The following is a 16035-nucleotide window of genomic DNA, read 5'->3' as shown; positions in this document are numbered from 1 at the left end:
TAAGACACCTCTAAAATAATTTCAACTTGTTTATTGGGCCGTTTTCCTCAGCCACTTGGCAACAAATCCTCTTAAACCCGGTCCCTCGCTCGATATCGGTCTGCCCATCTCCGTGTAGTTTTGGGAGATTCGTTCCATATCCTTAGAAGCCGTGCAGTTCGGATATAACGTAGTAAAGGGGGTTTGCTTCTTGACCGCACGCATCACATGACTATCCTCGGTCACGTATCCGATTAACGGAATGTCTGCTCCCAAAAAACGTTTAGCAACCAGCTGTATCTTCGAGCTGACCTGCTCAGCCTCCCGTTTGTTCTCAGCCCGATTGACGATCATACCAAAAGGGCTGTGACCGTTAATTTTGTGCATCATCTTGATGAGTGCGTAAGCGTCAGTGATCGCCGTCGGTTCTGGGGTCGTCACGACAATACATTCATCGGCTGCTGCGATAAAGCTTCTATTCTCCAGTGATAATCCGGCACCGGTATCAAAGAAAATATAGTCCATTTCCGAAGCTAGACTCTCCAAATCACGGGTGAATGCATCGATATCCTGTTCAGTCAGAGACAACAGCTCTACAAATCCGGAGCCGCCTGCGATATAAGGAAGACCAAGTGGTCCAAGCTGTATAATGTCTGAAATCCGTTTCTCTCTTGTCAGCACATGATATAGACTGAATTTAGAGGAAACCCCCATGAGTACATCGATGTTGGCCATTCCCATATCAGCGTCGAATACGAGAACCTTTTTGCCTGCAGCATGGATTTTCAATGCGAGATTTAAAGTGAAGTTGGACTTCCCTACACCGCCTTTGCCGCTTGCTACCGCAATCAATTTGGCCTGCTTCTTCACCTTTTGCTTCGTTGTAAGGTTCTCTTCCGGAATCTTCGGAATAGGCCTTGTTGCCATTAATTCTCTGAGAGATGCAGCCTGATCACTCATCCTCCATCACTTCCCAATATGCAATCTGAGAGCGTCTTGGCATCCGGCACCATAAGGTCATCAGGCACATTCTGCCCATCAGCAATGTAAGACAGTGTCACTGGGTAACGATACAGCACGTTAATTATAGAACCCAGACTGTCCGTTTCATCCATTTTGGTAAAGATGACTTTAGATAGGCCATATTTAGTGAAATGGTCTAAGATGACAAGCATGTCCTCTGTCTTTGAAGTAAGACTCAGGACAAGCACCATCTCACTATTAGGTTCATTGAGAAGCAGGCTGTTCAATTCCGACACCAGCATTTCATTTCGATAGTTTCGCCCTGCGGTATCCATAAAAATAAGATCACAATCCACTAGACGCTCCATTGCCCGCTTGGTATCTGCAGGGGATTGAACCACCTCAAGCGGAACCCCCAAAATGGAAGCATAGGTTCTAAGCTGCTCAACAGCTGAAATCCGGTACGTATCTGCCGTAACAAGCCCGACCTTGCGCTTGTGCTTAAACATTTGCTCAGCAGCCAGCTTGGCAATGGTCGTCGTCTTACCTACACCCGTCGGACCCGCAACGTACACGATACGTGTGTCCTGTGCAATGCCGCCATCCATGCGCTCTGCGAGGAATTGCCTCATCTCTTCCTTCACCATTGCTAAGCCGCTCTGCTCGGTTTGTTCTGTCCCTTGCTCCGCTACTGAATCGATCCATTTCATCCATAATTCATCGCTGACGCCATGTTGAACTAGTTTGGTACGCGCTTCATTCAGGTTGCTTGGCAGCACGGCTTCATGAGCATCTCGCTTAGCAAGTGAGACCATCATCTGCTTCATTTGCTGAATTTCAACAAGCAGAGCTTGATCAGTAGAAGCGGAAAAATCCGCCCCTTCCGGGTGCGGCTCTTGAACAGGAAGAGATGGAAGGACTGTTGAACGTGACCCCCAGTATGACGTACTCTCTTGCTTTGCATCTTCCTGTTTTTCCTTGGCCGGTGCCTGTTCTCCGTTATTCATACCGTCTGCTACTTTTCGGTAAGCATCCGGGGCCATTGCTCTTGGGATCGATCTTGACTGAGCCGGAGAAACCGGAGGGCTTGGTTGCAGATTGGTCGATGCTGCCGATCCCGCCGGCTCCTCAACCGCCGCTACAACTTCAATCTTTTGTTTGCGGAACAGCCCGGCAAATCCGCCTGTTTTGATAGATTTTGTCGATAAAATGACCGCATCTGCTCCTAGCTCACTGCGAATCAGGCCCATTGCTTCAGGCATGGTATCCACCCTATATTTTTTCACTCTCATAGATTAACCACCCCGATACTTTGAATTTCAACATTAGGCTCCAGTTCGCTGTAGGACAAGACCGGTATATCCTGCATCGTTCTTTCGATCAATTGCCGCAAATACATACGGATTGTCGGTGAAGTAAGTACAATCGGCTGTTGACCTGTCTGAATCAGTCGGTTCACTTGCTCCATCAGCTTCTGATACAGCGTCTGACTTGATACCGGATCAAGCGCTAGATAGCTCCCCTGCTCCGTCTGCTGAACACTCTCCGCAATCTTCTTCTCCAGATTCGGTCCAACCGTAATGACACGCATCGTCTCCCCTTTTTGAGTAAACTGCTGTGTAATCTGTCTGGATAGAGCTTGTCTAACATATTCCGTGAGTACATCCGGATCTTTCGTATAGGTACCGTAATCCGCGAGCGACTCAAAAATAGTCACCATATCCCGAATCGAAATTTTCTCACGAAGAAGTTTAGCCAGTACTTTTTGAATATCACCAATGGACAATACCGATGGAATAAGCTCATCGACCAGAGCTGGATAATTCTCTTTCAAGTTATCCACCAGAGCTTTCGTTTCCTGACGACCTAGAAGCTCATGCGCATGCTTCTTAATCATTTCCGTCAAATGAGTCGCCACAACAGAAGGCGGATCGACGACGGTATAGCCGGACAATTCAGCCCGATCCTTAGTGGCTTCGTCAATCCATAGTGCTGGAAGCCCAAAAGCAGGTTCGGTTGTTTCAATCCCGGTTATAGAATCATCATCATATCCTGGACTCATCGCCAGATAGTGATTGAGCAGAAGCTCACCGCTCCCGACGATGTTCCCTTTAATCTTGATCACATATTCGCTTGGCCTTAACTGAATATTGTCTCTTATCCGAATTACCGGAACGACAAGTCCCAGCTCAAGAGCACACTGTCTTCGAATCATGATGATACGGTCAAGCAAATCTCCACCTTGTCCTGTATCTGCTAAAGGGATAAGTCCATATCCAAATTCGAATTCGATCGGATCCACTTGAAGCAGATTAATTACACTTTCCGGACTGCGTACCTCTTCAATCTGCTGCTCTTCTTCCATTTGTTCATCACTTATTTGCTGTTTGTTCAGATTCTGCTGCATCTTCCACCCTGCAAAGAAGAGAAGTAACGCAAGTGGCAATGTTGTAATCAGCTCAATTGGTGTGAAGAATCCTAGGAATGCAACCGTTGCTCCAACAATATATAGAAGCTTCGGATAAGAGAAGAGCTGGGATGTAATATCATCCGCCATTGTGCCGTTAGAAGCTGCACGTGTAACGATAATACCGGATGCGGTAGAAATGAGTAGTGCAGGGATCTGGCTGACCAGTCCGTCTCCGATCGTTAACAGAGAATAAGTAGACAACGCATCAGTAAAGCTCATACCCATCATTACCATACCGATAATAAAACCGCCGATAAGGTTGATGAGCAGAATAACGATACTCGCAATCGCGTCTCCCTTAACAAACTTACTCGCACCATCCATCGCACCGTAAAAGTCCGCTTCGCGTTCGATTTTACTTCGGCGATCTTTAGCCTGATGCTCATTAATAAGACCTGCGTTTAAATCCGCGTCTATACTCATCTGCTTCCCGGGCATCGCATCGAGCGTAAATCTAGCTCCTACCTCCGCCACGCGCTCCGAACCTTTCGTTATTACAATAAATTGAACAACGACAAGGATAAGAAACACGATGAAACCGATAACCGGCTGACCGCCGGAGATCCAGCTCCCAAAAGTGGCAACAACCTGTCCCGCATAAGCATCTTGCAAAATGTGCTTGGTCGTTGCGAGGTTAAGTGCTACACGAAATAAGGTCGTCACAAGCAGCAAGGAAGGGAATATGGAGAATTCCAGAGCTTCCCTCATATTCATCGCCACTAGCAAAATAACCAAAGCGATAGCGATGTTGATTACTAGCAGTGCATCAAGTAGTCCAACAGGAATAGGGAGAATCATCATTAGCACGATGCCAATGATCCCGATCAGGATTGATAGGTCTTTAATTTTCACTAGTTTCCATGCCTCCGATTCCCCTTATGATTCGATCTTCCTTTTAATTTGTAAACATAGGCAAGAATTTCAGCGACCGCCTGGAAGAGATCTGCCGGAATAGAATCTCCGATCTCTGTCCTTTGGAATAAAGCCCTGGCAAGCGGTTTATTCTCCATAAGCGCCACACCATGCTCTTTGGCAATCTCCCGAATGCGTAATGCCATATGATCTGCGCCCTTTGCTATTACAGTGGGTGCCTCCATTTCATTGCCATCATATTTCAAAGCGACTGCAAAGTGAGTAGGATTCGTAATAATGACGTCCGCATTGGGAACTTCCTGCATCATCCGCTGCATCGCCATGCGTCTTTGCCGTTCGCGAATTTTCGCTTTAATGAGAGGGTCGCCCTCCATCTTTTTATACTCATCCTTAATGTCCTGTTTGGACATTCTGATGTTCTTCTCATGCTCATATCTCTGATACATGTAATCCAGAATAGAAAGTACAAATAAGGCTGCGCCAATATTGATTCCGAGGTCCAGCGTCATTTCCGCTGCAAATTTCAGAATGCCATCCAATGACAACAAGCTGAGGCCTGCAAATTCATCACGTGCCCCCCACAGGATGTCGTAAACCAAATAACCGATAATGACGAGCTTAAGTATGGATTTCAACAGTTCCACCAGTGCTCGCATGGAAAATATGTTCTTGAAGCCTTTGATCGGATCCAGCTTGCTGAATTTAGGCGTGACCCCTTCGCCTGTAAGCAAAAATCCGACCTGAATATAATTGGCTGCAAATCCGATGATAACAGCGATGGCAAAGATCGGTGCAAGGAGGATAAGAATTTCCATTCCAAACTGTCCGAACATGACCATTACGTTCTCGCTTGTCACTTCCATATCCAGCCTGTTAACAAAGATATCTCTGAAGACGTCTGCTATGCGTTCCTTGTAAAATCCACCAAAGATGAGCAGACACATGAAACAGGCGAGTAAAATGGCCGCTCCGGATATTTCCATACTTTTGGCCACTTGACCCTTTTTACGAGATTCCTGACGTTTTTTCGGGGTAGCTTTCTCCGTCTTTTCCCCTGAGAACATCTGCAGGTCCAGTTTAAATCTCATTACTGCTCTAACCCCCGCCCCGCAGATTCAAGCTTTAAGCTCCCTGTTTAATCACTTCCAGAACTCCCTGCATAGCTTCAAACATGACTGCGAACAAATTTTCAAATAAATATAACAGGCCTGGTATGGTAACCAGCATCATCGCGAGTCCTACCAGAATTTTCAACGGAACACCAATGACGAACACATTGAACTGCGGCGCTGTTCTTGCCAAGAAGCCGAGACCGACATCAGTCATAAATAGAGCGACAACCAGAGGTGCTGCCAGTTGAAATGCGAGCATAAATGCCTGAGCGAAAGCTGTAATGATTAATTCAGCAATATTCCCGCTTGCGATTGCATTAAAAAGATCATTCCCCATCAGCGGTACCCACTCATAGCTGTATACAATCGCATCCAGCATCCGATGGTGACCGTTCATGGTCAGAAACAACAGAACAGCAAATGCATACTTCACATTACCGGTCAAAGGAGCGGCCGCGCCTGTCATTGGGTCATAGACGTTTGCCATCCCAAACCCAATCTGAATATCGATAAATGCGCCTGCTGTTTGTATCGCTGTAATCATGAGCAGTGCAATGTAACCCAGCAGCAGACCCATCAGAATTTCTTTAACAATGAGCAGAATATATTGACCATCCATCGGAACCGACTGACCCAAGCCAAAAGTGAGGTACACGATGACTGAGATAAAAAAAGATATTCCAATCTTAAATACCCCTGGAACCCCCGGAGTGGAAAATATAGGTGCAGCAACAAAAAATGCTGTAATTCGACAAAAAATAAGCAGAGCGACAGAAAAACCTTGAAGCATCATCTCCATGTTTGTGTATGCCTACCCGATATAAGTATGAAGATTATCCAAAATGTTAAATGTGAAATCGACCATTGTTGCAAGTATCCAGGGCCCAAATAACAATAGCGCCACAAGTACCGCGATAATCTTGGGAACAAAAGCCAGTGTCTGCTCCTGGATCTGTGTTGTCGCTTGAAAAATACTGATAATAAGACCTACTACAAGCCCTAATACAAGCATTGGCGCACTGATTTCCAGTGCAATAAAAATCGCTTGCCCAGCCAGCTCAATGATAAAATCGGATGTCATGGCCGCTTGCCTCCAATGTCTAGATGCGCCCTAATTTAAGGACTGAAACTTAATAACAGAGATTTTACGACCAAATACCAGCCATCCACCAGAACAAAGAGAAGTATCTTGAAGGGCAGTGATATCATGACAGGCGGGAGCATCATCATCCCCATCGCCATAAGTACACTCGACACGACAATATCAATGACTAAAAATGGAATAAATATCATAAAGCCCATCTGGAATGCAGTTTTCAATTCACTTATGGCATAGGCTGGAACAAGTACATGTAATGGAATATCCTCATAGGACTCGGGTTTTTCCGTTCCGGTGTATTCCATAAACAGCAGCAAATCCTTCTCTCTTGTATGAGAGAACATGAATTCCTTCATCGGATCCGCTGCCTCCTCCAGTGCTTCCGTCTGTGTAAGCTCTCCTCTCAGATAAGGCTGGAGTGCGGCTTCATTCATTTGTGATATGGTTGGAGACATAATAAACAAGGTCAAAAAAAGTGCCAGTCCGACAAGTACTTGGTTCGGCGGCATTTGGTTCGTACCGAGCGATGTTCTGACAAAGCTCAGGACGATAACGATCCTAGTAAAGCTTGTCATTAATACGAGAATTGCAGGTGCAATGCTTAATACCGTAACGAGTAAAATAATTGATAATGCGCTTGTGCTCGGTTCTTCGCCTTCCGTATTCCCAAACTCGATAGAAATATCAGGGATCGGCTGTGCGGCAAAGGCCTCTGTACCATGGAATACCGTCAGGCACACCCACAACAGACATGCAACTACAATCTTCTTATTCATGAATCCCTCGACCGATCTCTAGTATCTTCTTGAAGCCAGTCTTCCATCTGTTCCTTGCGATCTGGCATTTCTTGAAGTTTCTGTTCAAATAATTGCTTAAAGTCAGCTTCATCAACTTCTTCAGACTTGGTCGTTTTTCGATTAAGCCGGGTCTTCAGAGTCTCGATAGTTGAGAATAATGTTGTTGTTTCCCTTCCTTCAAGCTCAAATTGCTTCATTAGCAGACTGATCTCCTCGGGATCAGCCAAGGTATCAATAACATTGATATCCTCACCAACCCCAAGGATATATAGTTTACTTCCGATCTCAACGATTTGAATTGACTTGCTCGGTCCAAGACCGACTCCACCCACAACTCGCATCGCTTTCTTTTGGAAAAAGTGTTGATTCTTACGACCCAGCCAGCGTACGAGCAGCACGATGGCTGCGATTATCGCAATAAGGACTACAATTACCCATAGCAGCTGGCCATAATAGCTGGTTTCCATCGTGTTGGTACTACTAGCGGCTTCCATCTATCGATTAAATACCTAACGTCTTGTTAATCGCTTCGATTACACGATCGGATTGGAACGGCTTAACGATGAAGTCCTTCGCACCAGCCTGAATGGCGTCAATTACCATTGCCTGCTGTCCCATTGCAGAACACATGATGACTTTAGCGTTAGGATCAATCTTTTTGATTTCCTTCAGTGCGGCAATTCCGTCCATTTCTGGCATGGTGATATCCATTGTAATCAAGTCAGGACGAAGCTCCTTATACTTTTCAATAGCTTGTGCTCCATCTTGGGCTTCTCCGACAACCTCAAACCCGTTTTTTGTCAGAATGTCCCGAATCATCATTCTCATAAATGCTGCGTCGTCCACGATTAAAATTCGATTTGCCATGTTAGTTAAAATCCTCCCCAAAAATTGTGCTTATTGTATTTTCTGTAGTCGGTCCCATTCACTGATGATATCTGTTACACGTACACCAAAGTTCTCGTCAATGACAACGACCTCGCCTTTAGCGATCAGCTTCTGGTTTACAAGAATATCTACAGGTTCACCGGCAAGCTTGTCCAGTTCAATGATCGATCCCTGAGATAGTTCCAAAATATCCTTAATTTGCTTCTGGGTCCTTCCTAATTCTACGGTGACTTTAAGCGGTATGTCCATCAATAAATTCAAATTATTGTCGCTTTGCTGCCCAAAATTTCCATTGTTGAAATTTGCGAACTGTACAGGTTGCACATTTACACCGCGAGCGTGCATATTTCCGTAATGTTGTGGTTCGTTATATTGCATATTCTGCATTTGCTGCGGCATTGGTGGCATCGCCGTTTGTCCCTGCCAAGGCTCCTGATATGGCGTGCCCGGCATCTGCATCGGTTCAGCAGGTGAAGAAGGCATACTGTTCGGATGCTCCTGCACGGGAGTCTGTACCGGGGGCTGCGCTGCCGGAGCTGCTGGTTCTGCAATCTCTTCAATCGCTGCTGCAATTTCATTTGCTGCTTCTTCTGCAGGATCTGACGATCCGTGGATGAGCATATGAACCATATTTTTCGAAAAATCTACTCTTAACAGCTGCATAATGTTTGAATCTATCAAATCCCCAATCAGCAATCTGAAGGAAACCTTAATCAGCGTTTCATCCATTGGGAAATTGTTAAGCCCTTCGCCGCTGGACATATTCAAAATGTCGATGCTTGGCGGAGAAATATTAACGAAACGATTAAACAAAGTGGACATGGAGGTTGCTGAAGATCCCATCATCTGATTCATTGCTTCTTGAACCGCACTGATATGAATCTCATTCAGTTCCTCATCCTGCGGATTCCCTTCACCGCCGAGCATCAGGTCAGCTATAACCTGTGCATCCCGCTTTTTGATCACAAGGGAATTAATTCCTTCAAATCCATCCACGTACGTAACATGTACGGTGACATGCGGTTTTGGGAATTCCTCTTCAAACTGTGATCGATTAATTATCGAAATTTTAGGTGTTGTTATATCAACTTTATTCCCGAGCAAGGTGGACAGAGCTGTTGCCGCACTCCCGAAAGTAATGTTGCCAATTTCGCCCAGTGCATCCTGCTCCAGCGGTGTGAGATAATCGTCAACTGTCTTAACTACAGGCTCTCCACTGGAAATGGATTCAGATTGCTTCAATAGAGCATCTATTTCTTCCTGGGACAAATAATCTTTACTCGTCAAGCTCTTCAACTCCTTCAATCAGAATCTCATCTATCTGCACGGCTACTCGATCTCTGAGTGTTCCCGGACTCCCCATAAATTTGGCCCGTTCCCCCACTTTGATCGTCAGCCCTTCTTCAACCGGCTTATTCAAAGTAATGACATCTCCGACATTCAAGGATAGGAACTCTGCTATGGAAATATTCGACTCGCCCAGTTCTGCTATGATCGGCAATTTCGCTTTTTTAACTCTCTCTTTTAGTGCTACGACTTCTTCAGGCGCTCTCGATTTTTTCTCAGATATGAACCACTGATGCGTTGACAGCTTGGACATGATCGGTTCAACCACCACATGCGGAATGCATAAATTAATCATTCCTGTTGTGTCACCGATCTTTGTGCTGAGCGAAATAAGAGCAATGGTCTCGTTCGGAGATACAATCTGCATAAACTGCGGATTGGTCTCCAGTGCTTCCATTCTTGGTGTGATATCAAGTACCGTCTTCCACGCTTCTTGCAGACTGTCGAATGCTCTGCTGAATATTCGTTCCATAATCGTTGTTTCAATCTCGGTCATAGAACTCGTCTTGGCTGATGAGGTCCCGGGACCTCCTAGTAAACGATCCAGCATCGCATAAGCAACGTTAGGGTGTACTTCGAGCACCATTCTGCCTTGGAGCGGCTCCGCTTCAAAAATATTCAATATCGTCATCTTCGGTATGGACCTGATAAATTCGTCATAAGGCAGCTGTTCGACCTGAACAACATTAATTTGAACAAAAGTTCGTAATTGCGCTGAAAAATAAGTGGTCAGATACCTCGCAAAATTTTCATGTATACGAGTTAAGCTTCGAATATGATCCTTCGAAAAACGTACAGCACGTTTAAAATCATAGGATCTGATCTTTCTCGCTGTTTCTTCCTTCTTGAGTTCTTCAGCATCCATCTCCCCAGAGGAAAGAGCAGCGAGGAGGGCATCTATCTCATTCTGTGAAAGTACATCAACCATTTATCTCACCCCCTTGCAGAAATAAAAATGATCTTACGTAAGCTGCATTACAAACCTGCTACCACGATAGAAGTTATTTTACTTTCCATAACTCTGCCGCTTGGCAATTCCTTATTAATCAGATCTGTGAGCTCACTTAGGAACAAATCACGGTTCTTGCCAGACTCAAGCTGCTCAGGCTTGGTGTCGGCCAGCTTCTGCAGTATGGCGGGCTTGATTTGAATTTCCTTGATTTTCTCAAAATCCTCTTTAGCTTCCTTGGAGTTGACCTGGAAAGCGAGGTTCAATTGAACGATATTCGTATATCCTGCAAGGTTTGTCTTGATATCTGTAATTTCTGAAGTCAATTCTACGATTTCATCTGCGGATAAATGCTTCGTCGCTGTAGTTTCAGCTAAATTCTGATCTGAACTCTTATCTGCATTAGATCGATCTACTAGCAGAACCGCGGCAAGCACAATCAGCGTAATGCCAAGCATGATCGTTGAAAGCCAGGGTAACATCTTCTTCATATTAGGAATCCTCCGTTTGTTGCTGCACTTTTATCGTTGCTGCATGTATGCCTATTTCACCGTTATACTCTTTGATCTTGTTAATGATTTCGTCTGCCTTTTCTAATACAATCAAACGTTTTCCTGTAACGAGAGTGACGTATGTATCCGGTGTTTCTTCTACAGTTTCTACGAGCAGCGCATTTAACCACATGGATGAACCATTAAGTCTCGTCACTAATATCATGGGTCTTCCTCCTGCTTAAGTGCCTAAGGGAAGCAATCCGCCTCCCCTAAGCTATCAAATTATTAACGCTTGAGGTTTACTACTTCAGTAAGCACTTCATCAGAGGTTGTAATAATACGTGAATTCGCTTGGAAACCCCGCTGTGCCACGATCATTTCCGTAAATTCACCTGTAAGATCAACGTTAGACATTTCAAGCTGCCCTGTAACAATTGCACCAGTACCTGCTTCAGCGTCATTGGCAGTAACGATTTCAAGTTCTCCCTCTGGATTGGCATTCAAGGTCATGCGGTACAGGTTGCCCCCCATTTTCTCAAGACCACCCGGATTGGCTACGAGTCCAATCCCTAGCTGAACATCTGCAGCAACAGTTCCATCGGCAAGCTGTGTATTGATCATCCCATTCTGACCGATTGAAAAGGCCACCACTTCAGGGTCAATCACGATAGCCGCTCCATCAGAATCAAAGACAAACAAACCGTCAGAAGTTAAGAGATTGCCATTCGCATCCACATGAAAATCACCAGCACGCGTAAGATAAGGAGGTTCTTGACCATCTGTAAGACCAACAAGAAAGAATCCATTTCCTTCTAAACGTAAATCCGTAGGGTTATTGGTAGTCTGGGCAGAGCCGGCAAGATGTAATGTATCAATTGAGCCCACATTCACTCCAAGACCTACCTGCTTCGCATTTACTCCTCCACTCTCATCAGTTGGAGCAGTTGTTCCTGAGATTGTCTGGCTCATGATATCCTTGAACATAACCCGGCTGGATTTAAATCCTGTCGTATTCACGTTTGCAATGTTGTTACCGATCACATCAAGTTTGGTTTGGAATCCTCTCATTCCGGATACTCCGGAATACATAGACTTCAGCATTTTGCACTACCTTTCCAAGTTAAGTTATTTTTGCCGCTTCTGTCGGTCCACGGCATGAAGGCTCTCCGTTAGGGCCAGCCGGTTAAGAAATAATTACTGCGCTATCAATCTGAGTAAATACGTTGTCACTCATGGAGCCTCCGTTCACCGCGGTTACAACCGTGCGGTTCGGCACATTCACAATAAAGGCCGTATCCTGCATCAATACCAGCGTTTCCTTTGCTCCTTTTGCTGCCGCCTTATCAATGGCATCACCAAGCTTCATCAGCTGCTCATTTCCGAGCTCAATTCCACGCTGTGCAAGTCTTTTGGAAGCATGTTGACTGAGCTTGACCCATTCATTATTTAATAGCTCCTGAAAAGAAGTTCCTGCCGCTGAGGAGCTCGTGCTCTTCTTGTTGACATCTCGAAGGCTTCCTGGCGATACCGGTCCCGTATACAGCTGGCCTACTCTTAAAATGTTACTCATGCCTGCATACCGGATTGATCTTCAGATGATTCTTCAACAGCGAGCTCTGTATCTGGCTGTTGCATTTCTTCTCCCTCTGCTGATGCTGGGTCACTGATTTGTATAATGTCTGTAAGAGCTACTTCCTCATCACCGATAATTGCGTACTGAATTTGGTCACGAATCAAGATGGACTCAACCTGTCCAGTCAGCACACCTGATTCTCCCGTCTCCGAATCTTTTCCGATCCAGCTTACATTTTTGCCAATCAATCCGGACGCTGCACCTAGAGATTGTGCCAAGCTCTCCAGCTGGCCTGAAATATTCGTTAGCTGCTCGACCGAAGTGAATTGTGCCATTTGAGCGATGAATTCTTTATCCTCCATCGGCTGCATCGGGTTCTGATTCTGCAACTGGGTTATTAGAATTTTTAAAAATTGATCCTTGCCCATCTCCTGCGTAGATTTTCCGCTGGCTGCGGCCACATTGCCCGCCGAATAGTTCGGCCATACATTAGATGTTGAGATTATGTCTGCCACTCGTTACCACCTCACTTCCTATCAAGCTTTGGCTGTAAAGCCTTGTGTACGTTCTGCTGAAGGGAAGACCTCCAGTCCTTGCTGTTCCCTTATCCATGTTCGAAGCTCATCCTGCATTTCTACCGCTTGAATGGCATCTTCATCTCTTTGCTCGCGTTCCCTGGATCTCCGTTCGCCACCGGACTGTCCATTAGAGCCTCTCCCATCTTGATACATATGAGAAGATAGAGATGAGTTTTGTGTAACCTCCAGCCTTTCGACTTGAATCCCTTGAGTCTGAAGTGTAGCTCTCAGCTGAGTAATCTGCTGCTCCAGCAAATCTTTGGCTATCACCTGCTCTGTCGTAAACCGGGCAACGAGTTGTCCATTCTGCATAGATAACTGAACATCCACCTGACCTAAATGCTCCGGACGCAGTGAGATTACCGCTTCCGCTATGCCGTTCTGTTTAACGAACTCAAACTTTTGAATAACAAACTCAGACATATCCTTAACAAACTGCCCCGCAGGTATTGCCAGCTCTGATTTTGCAACTGGGGTTTGAACGTTACCGCTGCGAAGTACAAGCTGTCCGGCTGTCGTAGGCTCGTTATTCTTCCCTTGTTCACCATCTGAGGTTGAAGCCGATGAATCGGTTTCCTCAACCACGCTGGTCTTCGAAACTTCTGATAGAACAACCTTTCCTGCTTCCTTGTCTATCAGCTGATCGGGCTCCTCTGTGTTGTTCACTGTACTCGAGCTGTCCTCTCCCGCGGCTTGAAGCAGCTGCTCCATTAATGAAGAATTGGAATTTTGGACCACAGGAGCCTTATTAGGCGACATATTTACGGTTGCTGCTATTTGCTCTGTTACGACCTGTAATTTCTCTAGAGTCTCTGTACTTATATCTGCTTTTTGTAATCGATTGTTGAGAGAGGTGATCAGCTCTGTATGTAGGCTCGGCTGCATCAGGGCCTGTCCATCTGAACTCGTCTTCCCGCTTGCTTCAACCACTTGCTGTAATGCCTCTTGGACAGCATATTGGATCGTTTTCGGATCATTAGCCAGAATATTAACCATATGCTGAGAAGTGGATTCCGGCGAATCACTGCCTGCCTGGGCTTCTGGGTAATATGCATTCATGAATTGAGAGAGCCAGGCATTCAAATCTGATAATAGTTCAGAATCCTCCATAAGGAGCTTATCCTTAGATTCTTCCAACGCTTTGATTAGGTTCTCAATCAGCTGTTCAGCTGCTATGGGCAGTTCAGACTCATCCAGCAGTGTCAGATTCATCTCTTCCTCTGAAGCCGTAATCCCGGCTGCTGACAACAAAGTAAACAGTCCCGTTTGCTTAACGTCAGATTTGCTGCTGCCAGATGCTGAAATAGTCCCCATCAATACCTGAAGCTGTTCCAGAAAAGACGGCTGCGCACTCATTACCGTTTCACTGCTGCTTCCTGCGAGTGAGCTGATTGTCGATTCGCTTGTCGGTGTCATCGCCATTTGCGGCAAGAAAGATATCATTTAATTTTTTCACCTCCTTTCAAATCGCCATTTAAGTTCTATTTACCGCCCATGAGCCTATTCAGGATTTTGGCAGAAGCTTCTTTGTCGATGCCAGACATGCTGTCAAGCAGCTCTGCTCTCTTAGCATCATCCACCGTTTTAAGGATCGTTATCGCCCGATCAGAGCTGATCTTGTTCATTTCCAAAATAAGCTCAGCACCACTCGCAGCCGACATGGATGAGAAAGTTTGAGTTAGTTCATTCTGGTCAAGATTCCTGCTGTTATTGGTCTGTGTCGTTTCTTCTGCAGGCTGACTCGCTGCGAGCTTCGATTGCAATGCCGCGATTGCCTTCACCTCTGAGGTTGTTACTTCCTTGAGAGCTGAAGTCAATTCAGCAGCAGTTTGGGGATTCATTTTCTCTAGAATGCCTATCTGCTCATCCGACTTCATCTCTGACAGGAGCTGCACCTGCTCTTCTTTTGTCATGCTTTGAATTATAGGTGCCGCTTTACTAGGCTTCATCTCACCATACATCTTGGCCAGGTCTCTGATCTCCTGCACATATGGATCGACCTTCTCCTCTCCCTCTTCTGCGCTGCTTTCTGTTGTTTGCTGTAACTGCTCTATTTCTTCTTCTAATTCCTGCACTTTGTTATCTTGCTCTGTCTTTTGCGCTACTGCTTCGGCCAGATCCTGCTCAGCAGCCTCAAGGTCTGCTTTCAAGGTCTCAATTGTAGCCTGGTCACTCTCCATTTGCTGCTCCAGCTTCCTCTCTTTGACCAATTCAGGATCAAGCGCTTCTTCAGGAATCCATTCCTTCACAATAGGAATTTGGCTTAAGAAAGCCAGAGCCTTATTCTTGAAGTCGCCGTTCAGCACGATGAGAAGCACTGTAACGAGGACAGCTGTAAACACTATCGGGACTGCGATTACAAGAAATTTTTCCCACCCACTGCTGGACTCTCGCTCCAACTCTTCCTTATCCTTGCCTACCAACACTCATACCTCCTCCGGCGCATTTCCTCACGTTACTCTTGATTAACGTGCTTTGACTGCAAAGCGCACCGTTGCCATTTCATCCAGTTCATTTTGTTCCCGAAGGAGCATTTCCTGTTGAAAATGCATTTTTGCTTTTTCTCTTGCTTCCATCCAAACCTTCTCGTCCAGCATCTTGTCATTCAGATAATCCTGATTCTTCTTAACGTTCACTTGTGCATAAGCCACATCGTTGTTCTTACGGCTGATACATTCGTCCAGATAATGAATATATCGGTTCATTTCCTGAAGATTCGCAGCAGATAGTGACTGCTGCGATGACGATGAGATGCCTTGGAGCATATCCTCTTTGTCTTGAACCAGCTCCATAAGATGCTGCTCCTCTGATTTCAGCTTCCCAATCGCGGAGGATAGCAGCCATTCAGCTTGCGTTTTTTCTGTGGATTTAAGATCGACAACCTTCTGAAAATGATACGTGAATCTCATAACC

The 16035-nt window shown here is 45.5% G+C and carries 19 protein-coding genes; all 19 read right to left on the bottom strand.

The genetic code is table 11. The features are described 5' to 3' along the window. Nucleotides 1–30 precede the first annotated feature (30 nt). The 19 genes from BM415_RS04810 to fliJ all read right to left on the bottom strand — a co-directional run bounded on the left by BM415_RS04810 (nucleotide 31) and on the right by fliJ (nucleotide 16031). A complete protein-coding gene (locus BM415_RS04810; RefSeq protein WP_091155158.1) occupies nucleotides 31–939 on the bottom strand; it encodes a MinD/ParA family protein in 909 nt (302 codons plus the stop codon). Continuing rightward, a complete protein-coding gene (flhF, locus tag BM415_RS04805; protein WP_091155156.1) occupies nucleotides 936–2234 on the bottom strand; it encodes a flagellar biosynthesis GTPase FlhF in 1299 nt (432 codons plus the stop codon). The genes BM415_RS04810 and flhF overlap by 4 nt, the downstream gene beginning before the upstream one ends. Then, entirely contained in the window at nucleotides 2231–4264 is a 2034-nt protein-coding gene (gene flhA / locus BM415_RS04800) for a flagellar biosynthesis protein FlhA (protein ID WP_091155154.1), read from the bottom strand. Before flhA ends, flhF begins: the two co-directional genes overlap by 4 nt. Next, nucleotides 4264–5373 (bottom strand): flagellar biosynthesis protein FlhB, encoded by a 1110-nt coding sequence (gene flhB / locus BM415_RS04795; protein ID WP_091155151.1) that lies wholly within the window; start codon nucleotides 5371–5373, stop codon nucleotides 4264–4266. The genes flhA and flhB overlap by 1 nt, the downstream gene beginning before the upstream one ends. A 34-nt stretch (nucleotides 5374–5407) precedes the next feature. Further along, entirely contained in the window at nucleotides 5408–6196 is a 789-nt protein-coding gene (gene fliR, locus BM415_RS04790; protein WP_170862371.1) for a flagellar biosynthetic protein FliR, read from the bottom strand. Nucleotides 6197–6208: 12 nt separating this feature from the next. Then, nucleotides 6209–6478 carry a flagellar biosynthesis protein FliQ gene (gene fliQ / locus BM415_RS04785; RefSeq protein WP_047909707.1) on the bottom strand — a complete coding sequence of 90 codons (270 nt, stop codon included), beginning with the start codon at nucleotides 6476–6478 and terminating at the stop codon, nucleotides 6209–6211. A 35-nt stretch (nucleotides 6479–6513) separates the two neighbouring features. Continuing rightward, on the bottom strand, nucleotides 6514–7272 hold the full coding sequence (gene fliP, locus BM415_RS04780; protein WP_091155149.1) for a flagellar type III secretion system pore protein FliP: 759 nt from the start codon (nucleotides 7270–7272) through the stop codon (nucleotides 6514–6516). Next, nucleotides 7269–7787 (bottom strand): FliO/MopB family protein, encoded by a 519-nt coding sequence (locus BM415_RS04775; protein WP_091155147.1) that lies wholly within the window; start codon nucleotides 7785–7787, stop codon nucleotides 7269–7271. Before BM415_RS04775 ends, fliP begins: the two co-directional genes overlap by 4 nt. A gap of 7 nt (nucleotides 7788–7794) precedes the next feature. Further along, complete coding sequence (locus BM415_RS04770; protein WP_091155145.1) at nucleotides 7795–8160, bottom strand: response regulator; 366 nt, start codon at nucleotides 8158–8160, stop codon at nucleotides 7795–7797. 30 nt (nucleotides 8161–8190) lie between these two features. Continuing rightward, nucleotides 8191–9468 carry a flagellar motor switch phosphatase FliY gene (gene fliY / locus BM415_RS04765; RefSeq protein ID WP_091155143.1) on the bottom strand — a complete coding sequence of 426 codons (1278 nt, stop codon included), beginning with the start codon at nucleotides 9466–9468 and terminating at the stop codon, nucleotides 8191–8193. Then, nucleotides 9458–10456, bottom strand: a complete 999-nt coding sequence (gene fliM / locus BM415_RS04760; protein ID WP_091155141.1) for a flagellar motor switch protein FliM — start codon at nucleotides 10454–10456, stop codon at nucleotides 9458–9460. Before fliM ends, fliY begins: the two co-directional genes overlap by 11 nt. 47 nt (nucleotides 10457–10503) lie before the next feature. After that, nucleotides 10504–10968, bottom strand: coding sequence for a flagellar basal body-associated FliL family protein (locus BM415_RS04755; protein ID WP_091155138.1), 465 nt, complete (start codon nucleotides 10966–10968; stop codon nucleotides 10504–10506). 1 nt (nucleotide 10969) lies between these two features. Further along, nucleotides 10970–11194 (bottom strand): flagellar FlbD family protein, encoded by a 225-nt coding sequence (locus BM415_RS04750; RefSeq protein WP_047909714.1) that lies wholly within the window; start codon nucleotides 11192–11194, stop codon nucleotides 10970–10972. Between the two features lie 62 nt (nucleotides 11195–11256). Next, on the bottom strand, nucleotides 11257–12072 hold the full coding sequence (gene flgG / locus BM415_RS04745) for a flagellar basal body rod protein FlgG (RefSeq protein ID WP_091155136.1): 816 nt from the start codon (nucleotides 12070–12072) through the stop codon (nucleotides 11257–11259). 82 nt (nucleotides 12073–12154) lie between these two features. Beyond that, entirely contained in the window at nucleotides 12155–12541 is a 387-nt protein-coding gene (locus BM415_RS04740; protein ID WP_091155133.1) for a TIGR02530 family flagellar biosynthesis protein, read from the bottom strand. Beyond that, nucleotides 12538–13059 (bottom strand): flagellar hook capping FlgD N-terminal domain-containing protein, encoded by a 522-nt coding sequence (locus BM415_RS04735; RefSeq protein WP_244533149.1) that lies wholly within the window; start codon nucleotides 13057–13059, stop codon nucleotides 12538–12540. Before BM415_RS04735 ends, BM415_RS04740 begins: the two co-directional genes overlap by 4 nt. A gap of 21 nt (nucleotides 13060–13080) precedes the next feature. Continuing rightward, a complete protein-coding gene (locus BM415_RS04730) occupies nucleotides 13081–14565 on the bottom strand; it encodes a flagellar hook-length control protein FliK (protein ID WP_091155132.1) in 1485 nt (494 codons plus the stop codon). 38 nt (nucleotides 14566–14603) lie between these two features. After that, complete coding sequence (locus BM415_RS04725) at nucleotides 14604–15548, bottom strand: MotE family protein (RefSeq protein WP_139236947.1); 945 nt, start codon at nucleotides 15546–15548, stop codon at nucleotides 14604–14606. Nucleotides 15549–15587: 39 nt separating this feature from the next. Further along, nucleotides 15588–16031, bottom strand: coding sequence for a flagellar export protein FliJ (fliJ, locus tag BM415_RS04720; protein WP_091155128.1), 444 nt, complete (start codon nucleotides 16029–16031; stop codon nucleotides 15588–15590). Between the last annotated feature and the right edge of the window lie 4 nt (nucleotides 16032–16035).

This window comes from Paenibacillus sp. 453mf, from assembly GCF_900116105.1.
GTDB lineage: Bacteria > Bacillota > Bacilli > Paenibacillales > Paenibacillaceae > Paenibacillus > Paenibacillus provencensis.
The sequence above is the reverse complement of the archived record's forward strand: the minus strand, read 5'-3'. Positions and strand labels throughout refer to the sequence as shown.

Excerpts from the sequence above, each read along its gene's own strand:
- BM415_RS04810 (WP_091155158.1), bottom strand. The coding sequence starts at position 939 with ATGAGTGATCAGGCTGCATCTCTCAGAGAATTAATGGCAACAAGGCCT.
- flhF (WP_091155156.1), bottom strand. The coding sequence starts at position 2,234 with ATGAGAGTGAAAAAATATAGGGTGGATACCATGCCTGAAGCAATGGGC.
- flhB (WP_091155151.1), bottom strand. The coding sequence starts at position 5,373 with ATGAGATTTAAACTGGACCTGCAGATGTTCTCAGGGGAAAAGACGGAG.
- fliR (WP_170862371.1), bottom strand. The coding sequence starts at position 6,196 with ATGGAGATGATGCTTCAAGGTTTTTCTGTCGCTCTGCTTATTTTTTGT.
- fliQ (WP_047909707.1), bottom strand. The coding sequence starts at position 6,478 with ATGACATCCGATTTTATCATTGAGCTGGCTGGGCAAGCGATTTTTATT.
- fliP (WP_091155149.1), bottom strand. The coding sequence starts at position 7,272 with ATGAATAAGAAGATTGTAGTTGCATGTCTGTTGTGGGTGTGCCTGACG.
- BM415_RS04775 (WP_091155147.1), bottom strand. The coding sequence starts at position 7,787 with ATGGAAGCCGCTAGTAGTACCAACACGATGGAAACCAGCTATTATGGC.
- BM415_RS04770 (WP_091155145.1), bottom strand. The coding sequence starts at position 8,160 with ATGGCAAATCGAATTTTAATCGTGGACGACGCAGCATTTATGAGAATG.
- fliM (WP_091155141.1), bottom strand. The coding sequence starts at position 10,456 with ATGGTTGATGTACTTTCACAGAATGAGATAGATGCCCTCCTCGCTGCT.
- BM415_RS04755 (WP_091155138.1), bottom strand. The coding sequence starts at position 10,968 with ATGAAGAAGATGTTACCCTGGCTTTCAACGATCATGCTTGGCATTACG.
- BM415_RS04750 (WP_047909714.1), bottom strand. The coding sequence starts at position 11,194 with ATGATATTAGTGACGAGACTTAATGGTTCATCCATGTGGTTAAATGCG.
- flgG (WP_091155136.1), bottom strand. The coding sequence starts at position 12,072 with ATGCTGAAGTCTATGTATTCCGGAGTATCCGGAATGAGAGGATTCCAA.
- BM415_RS04740 (WP_091155133.1), bottom strand. The coding sequence starts at position 12,541 with ATGAGTAACATTTTAAGAGTAGGCCAGCTGTATACGGGACCGGTATCG.
- BM415_RS04730 (WP_091155132.1), bottom strand. The coding sequence starts at position 14,565 with ATGATATCTTTCTTGCCGCAAATGGCGATGACACCGACAAGCGAATCG.
- fliJ (WP_091155128.1), bottom strand. The coding sequence starts at position 16,031 with ATGAGATTCACGTATCATTTTCAGAAGGTTGTCGATCTTAAATCCACA.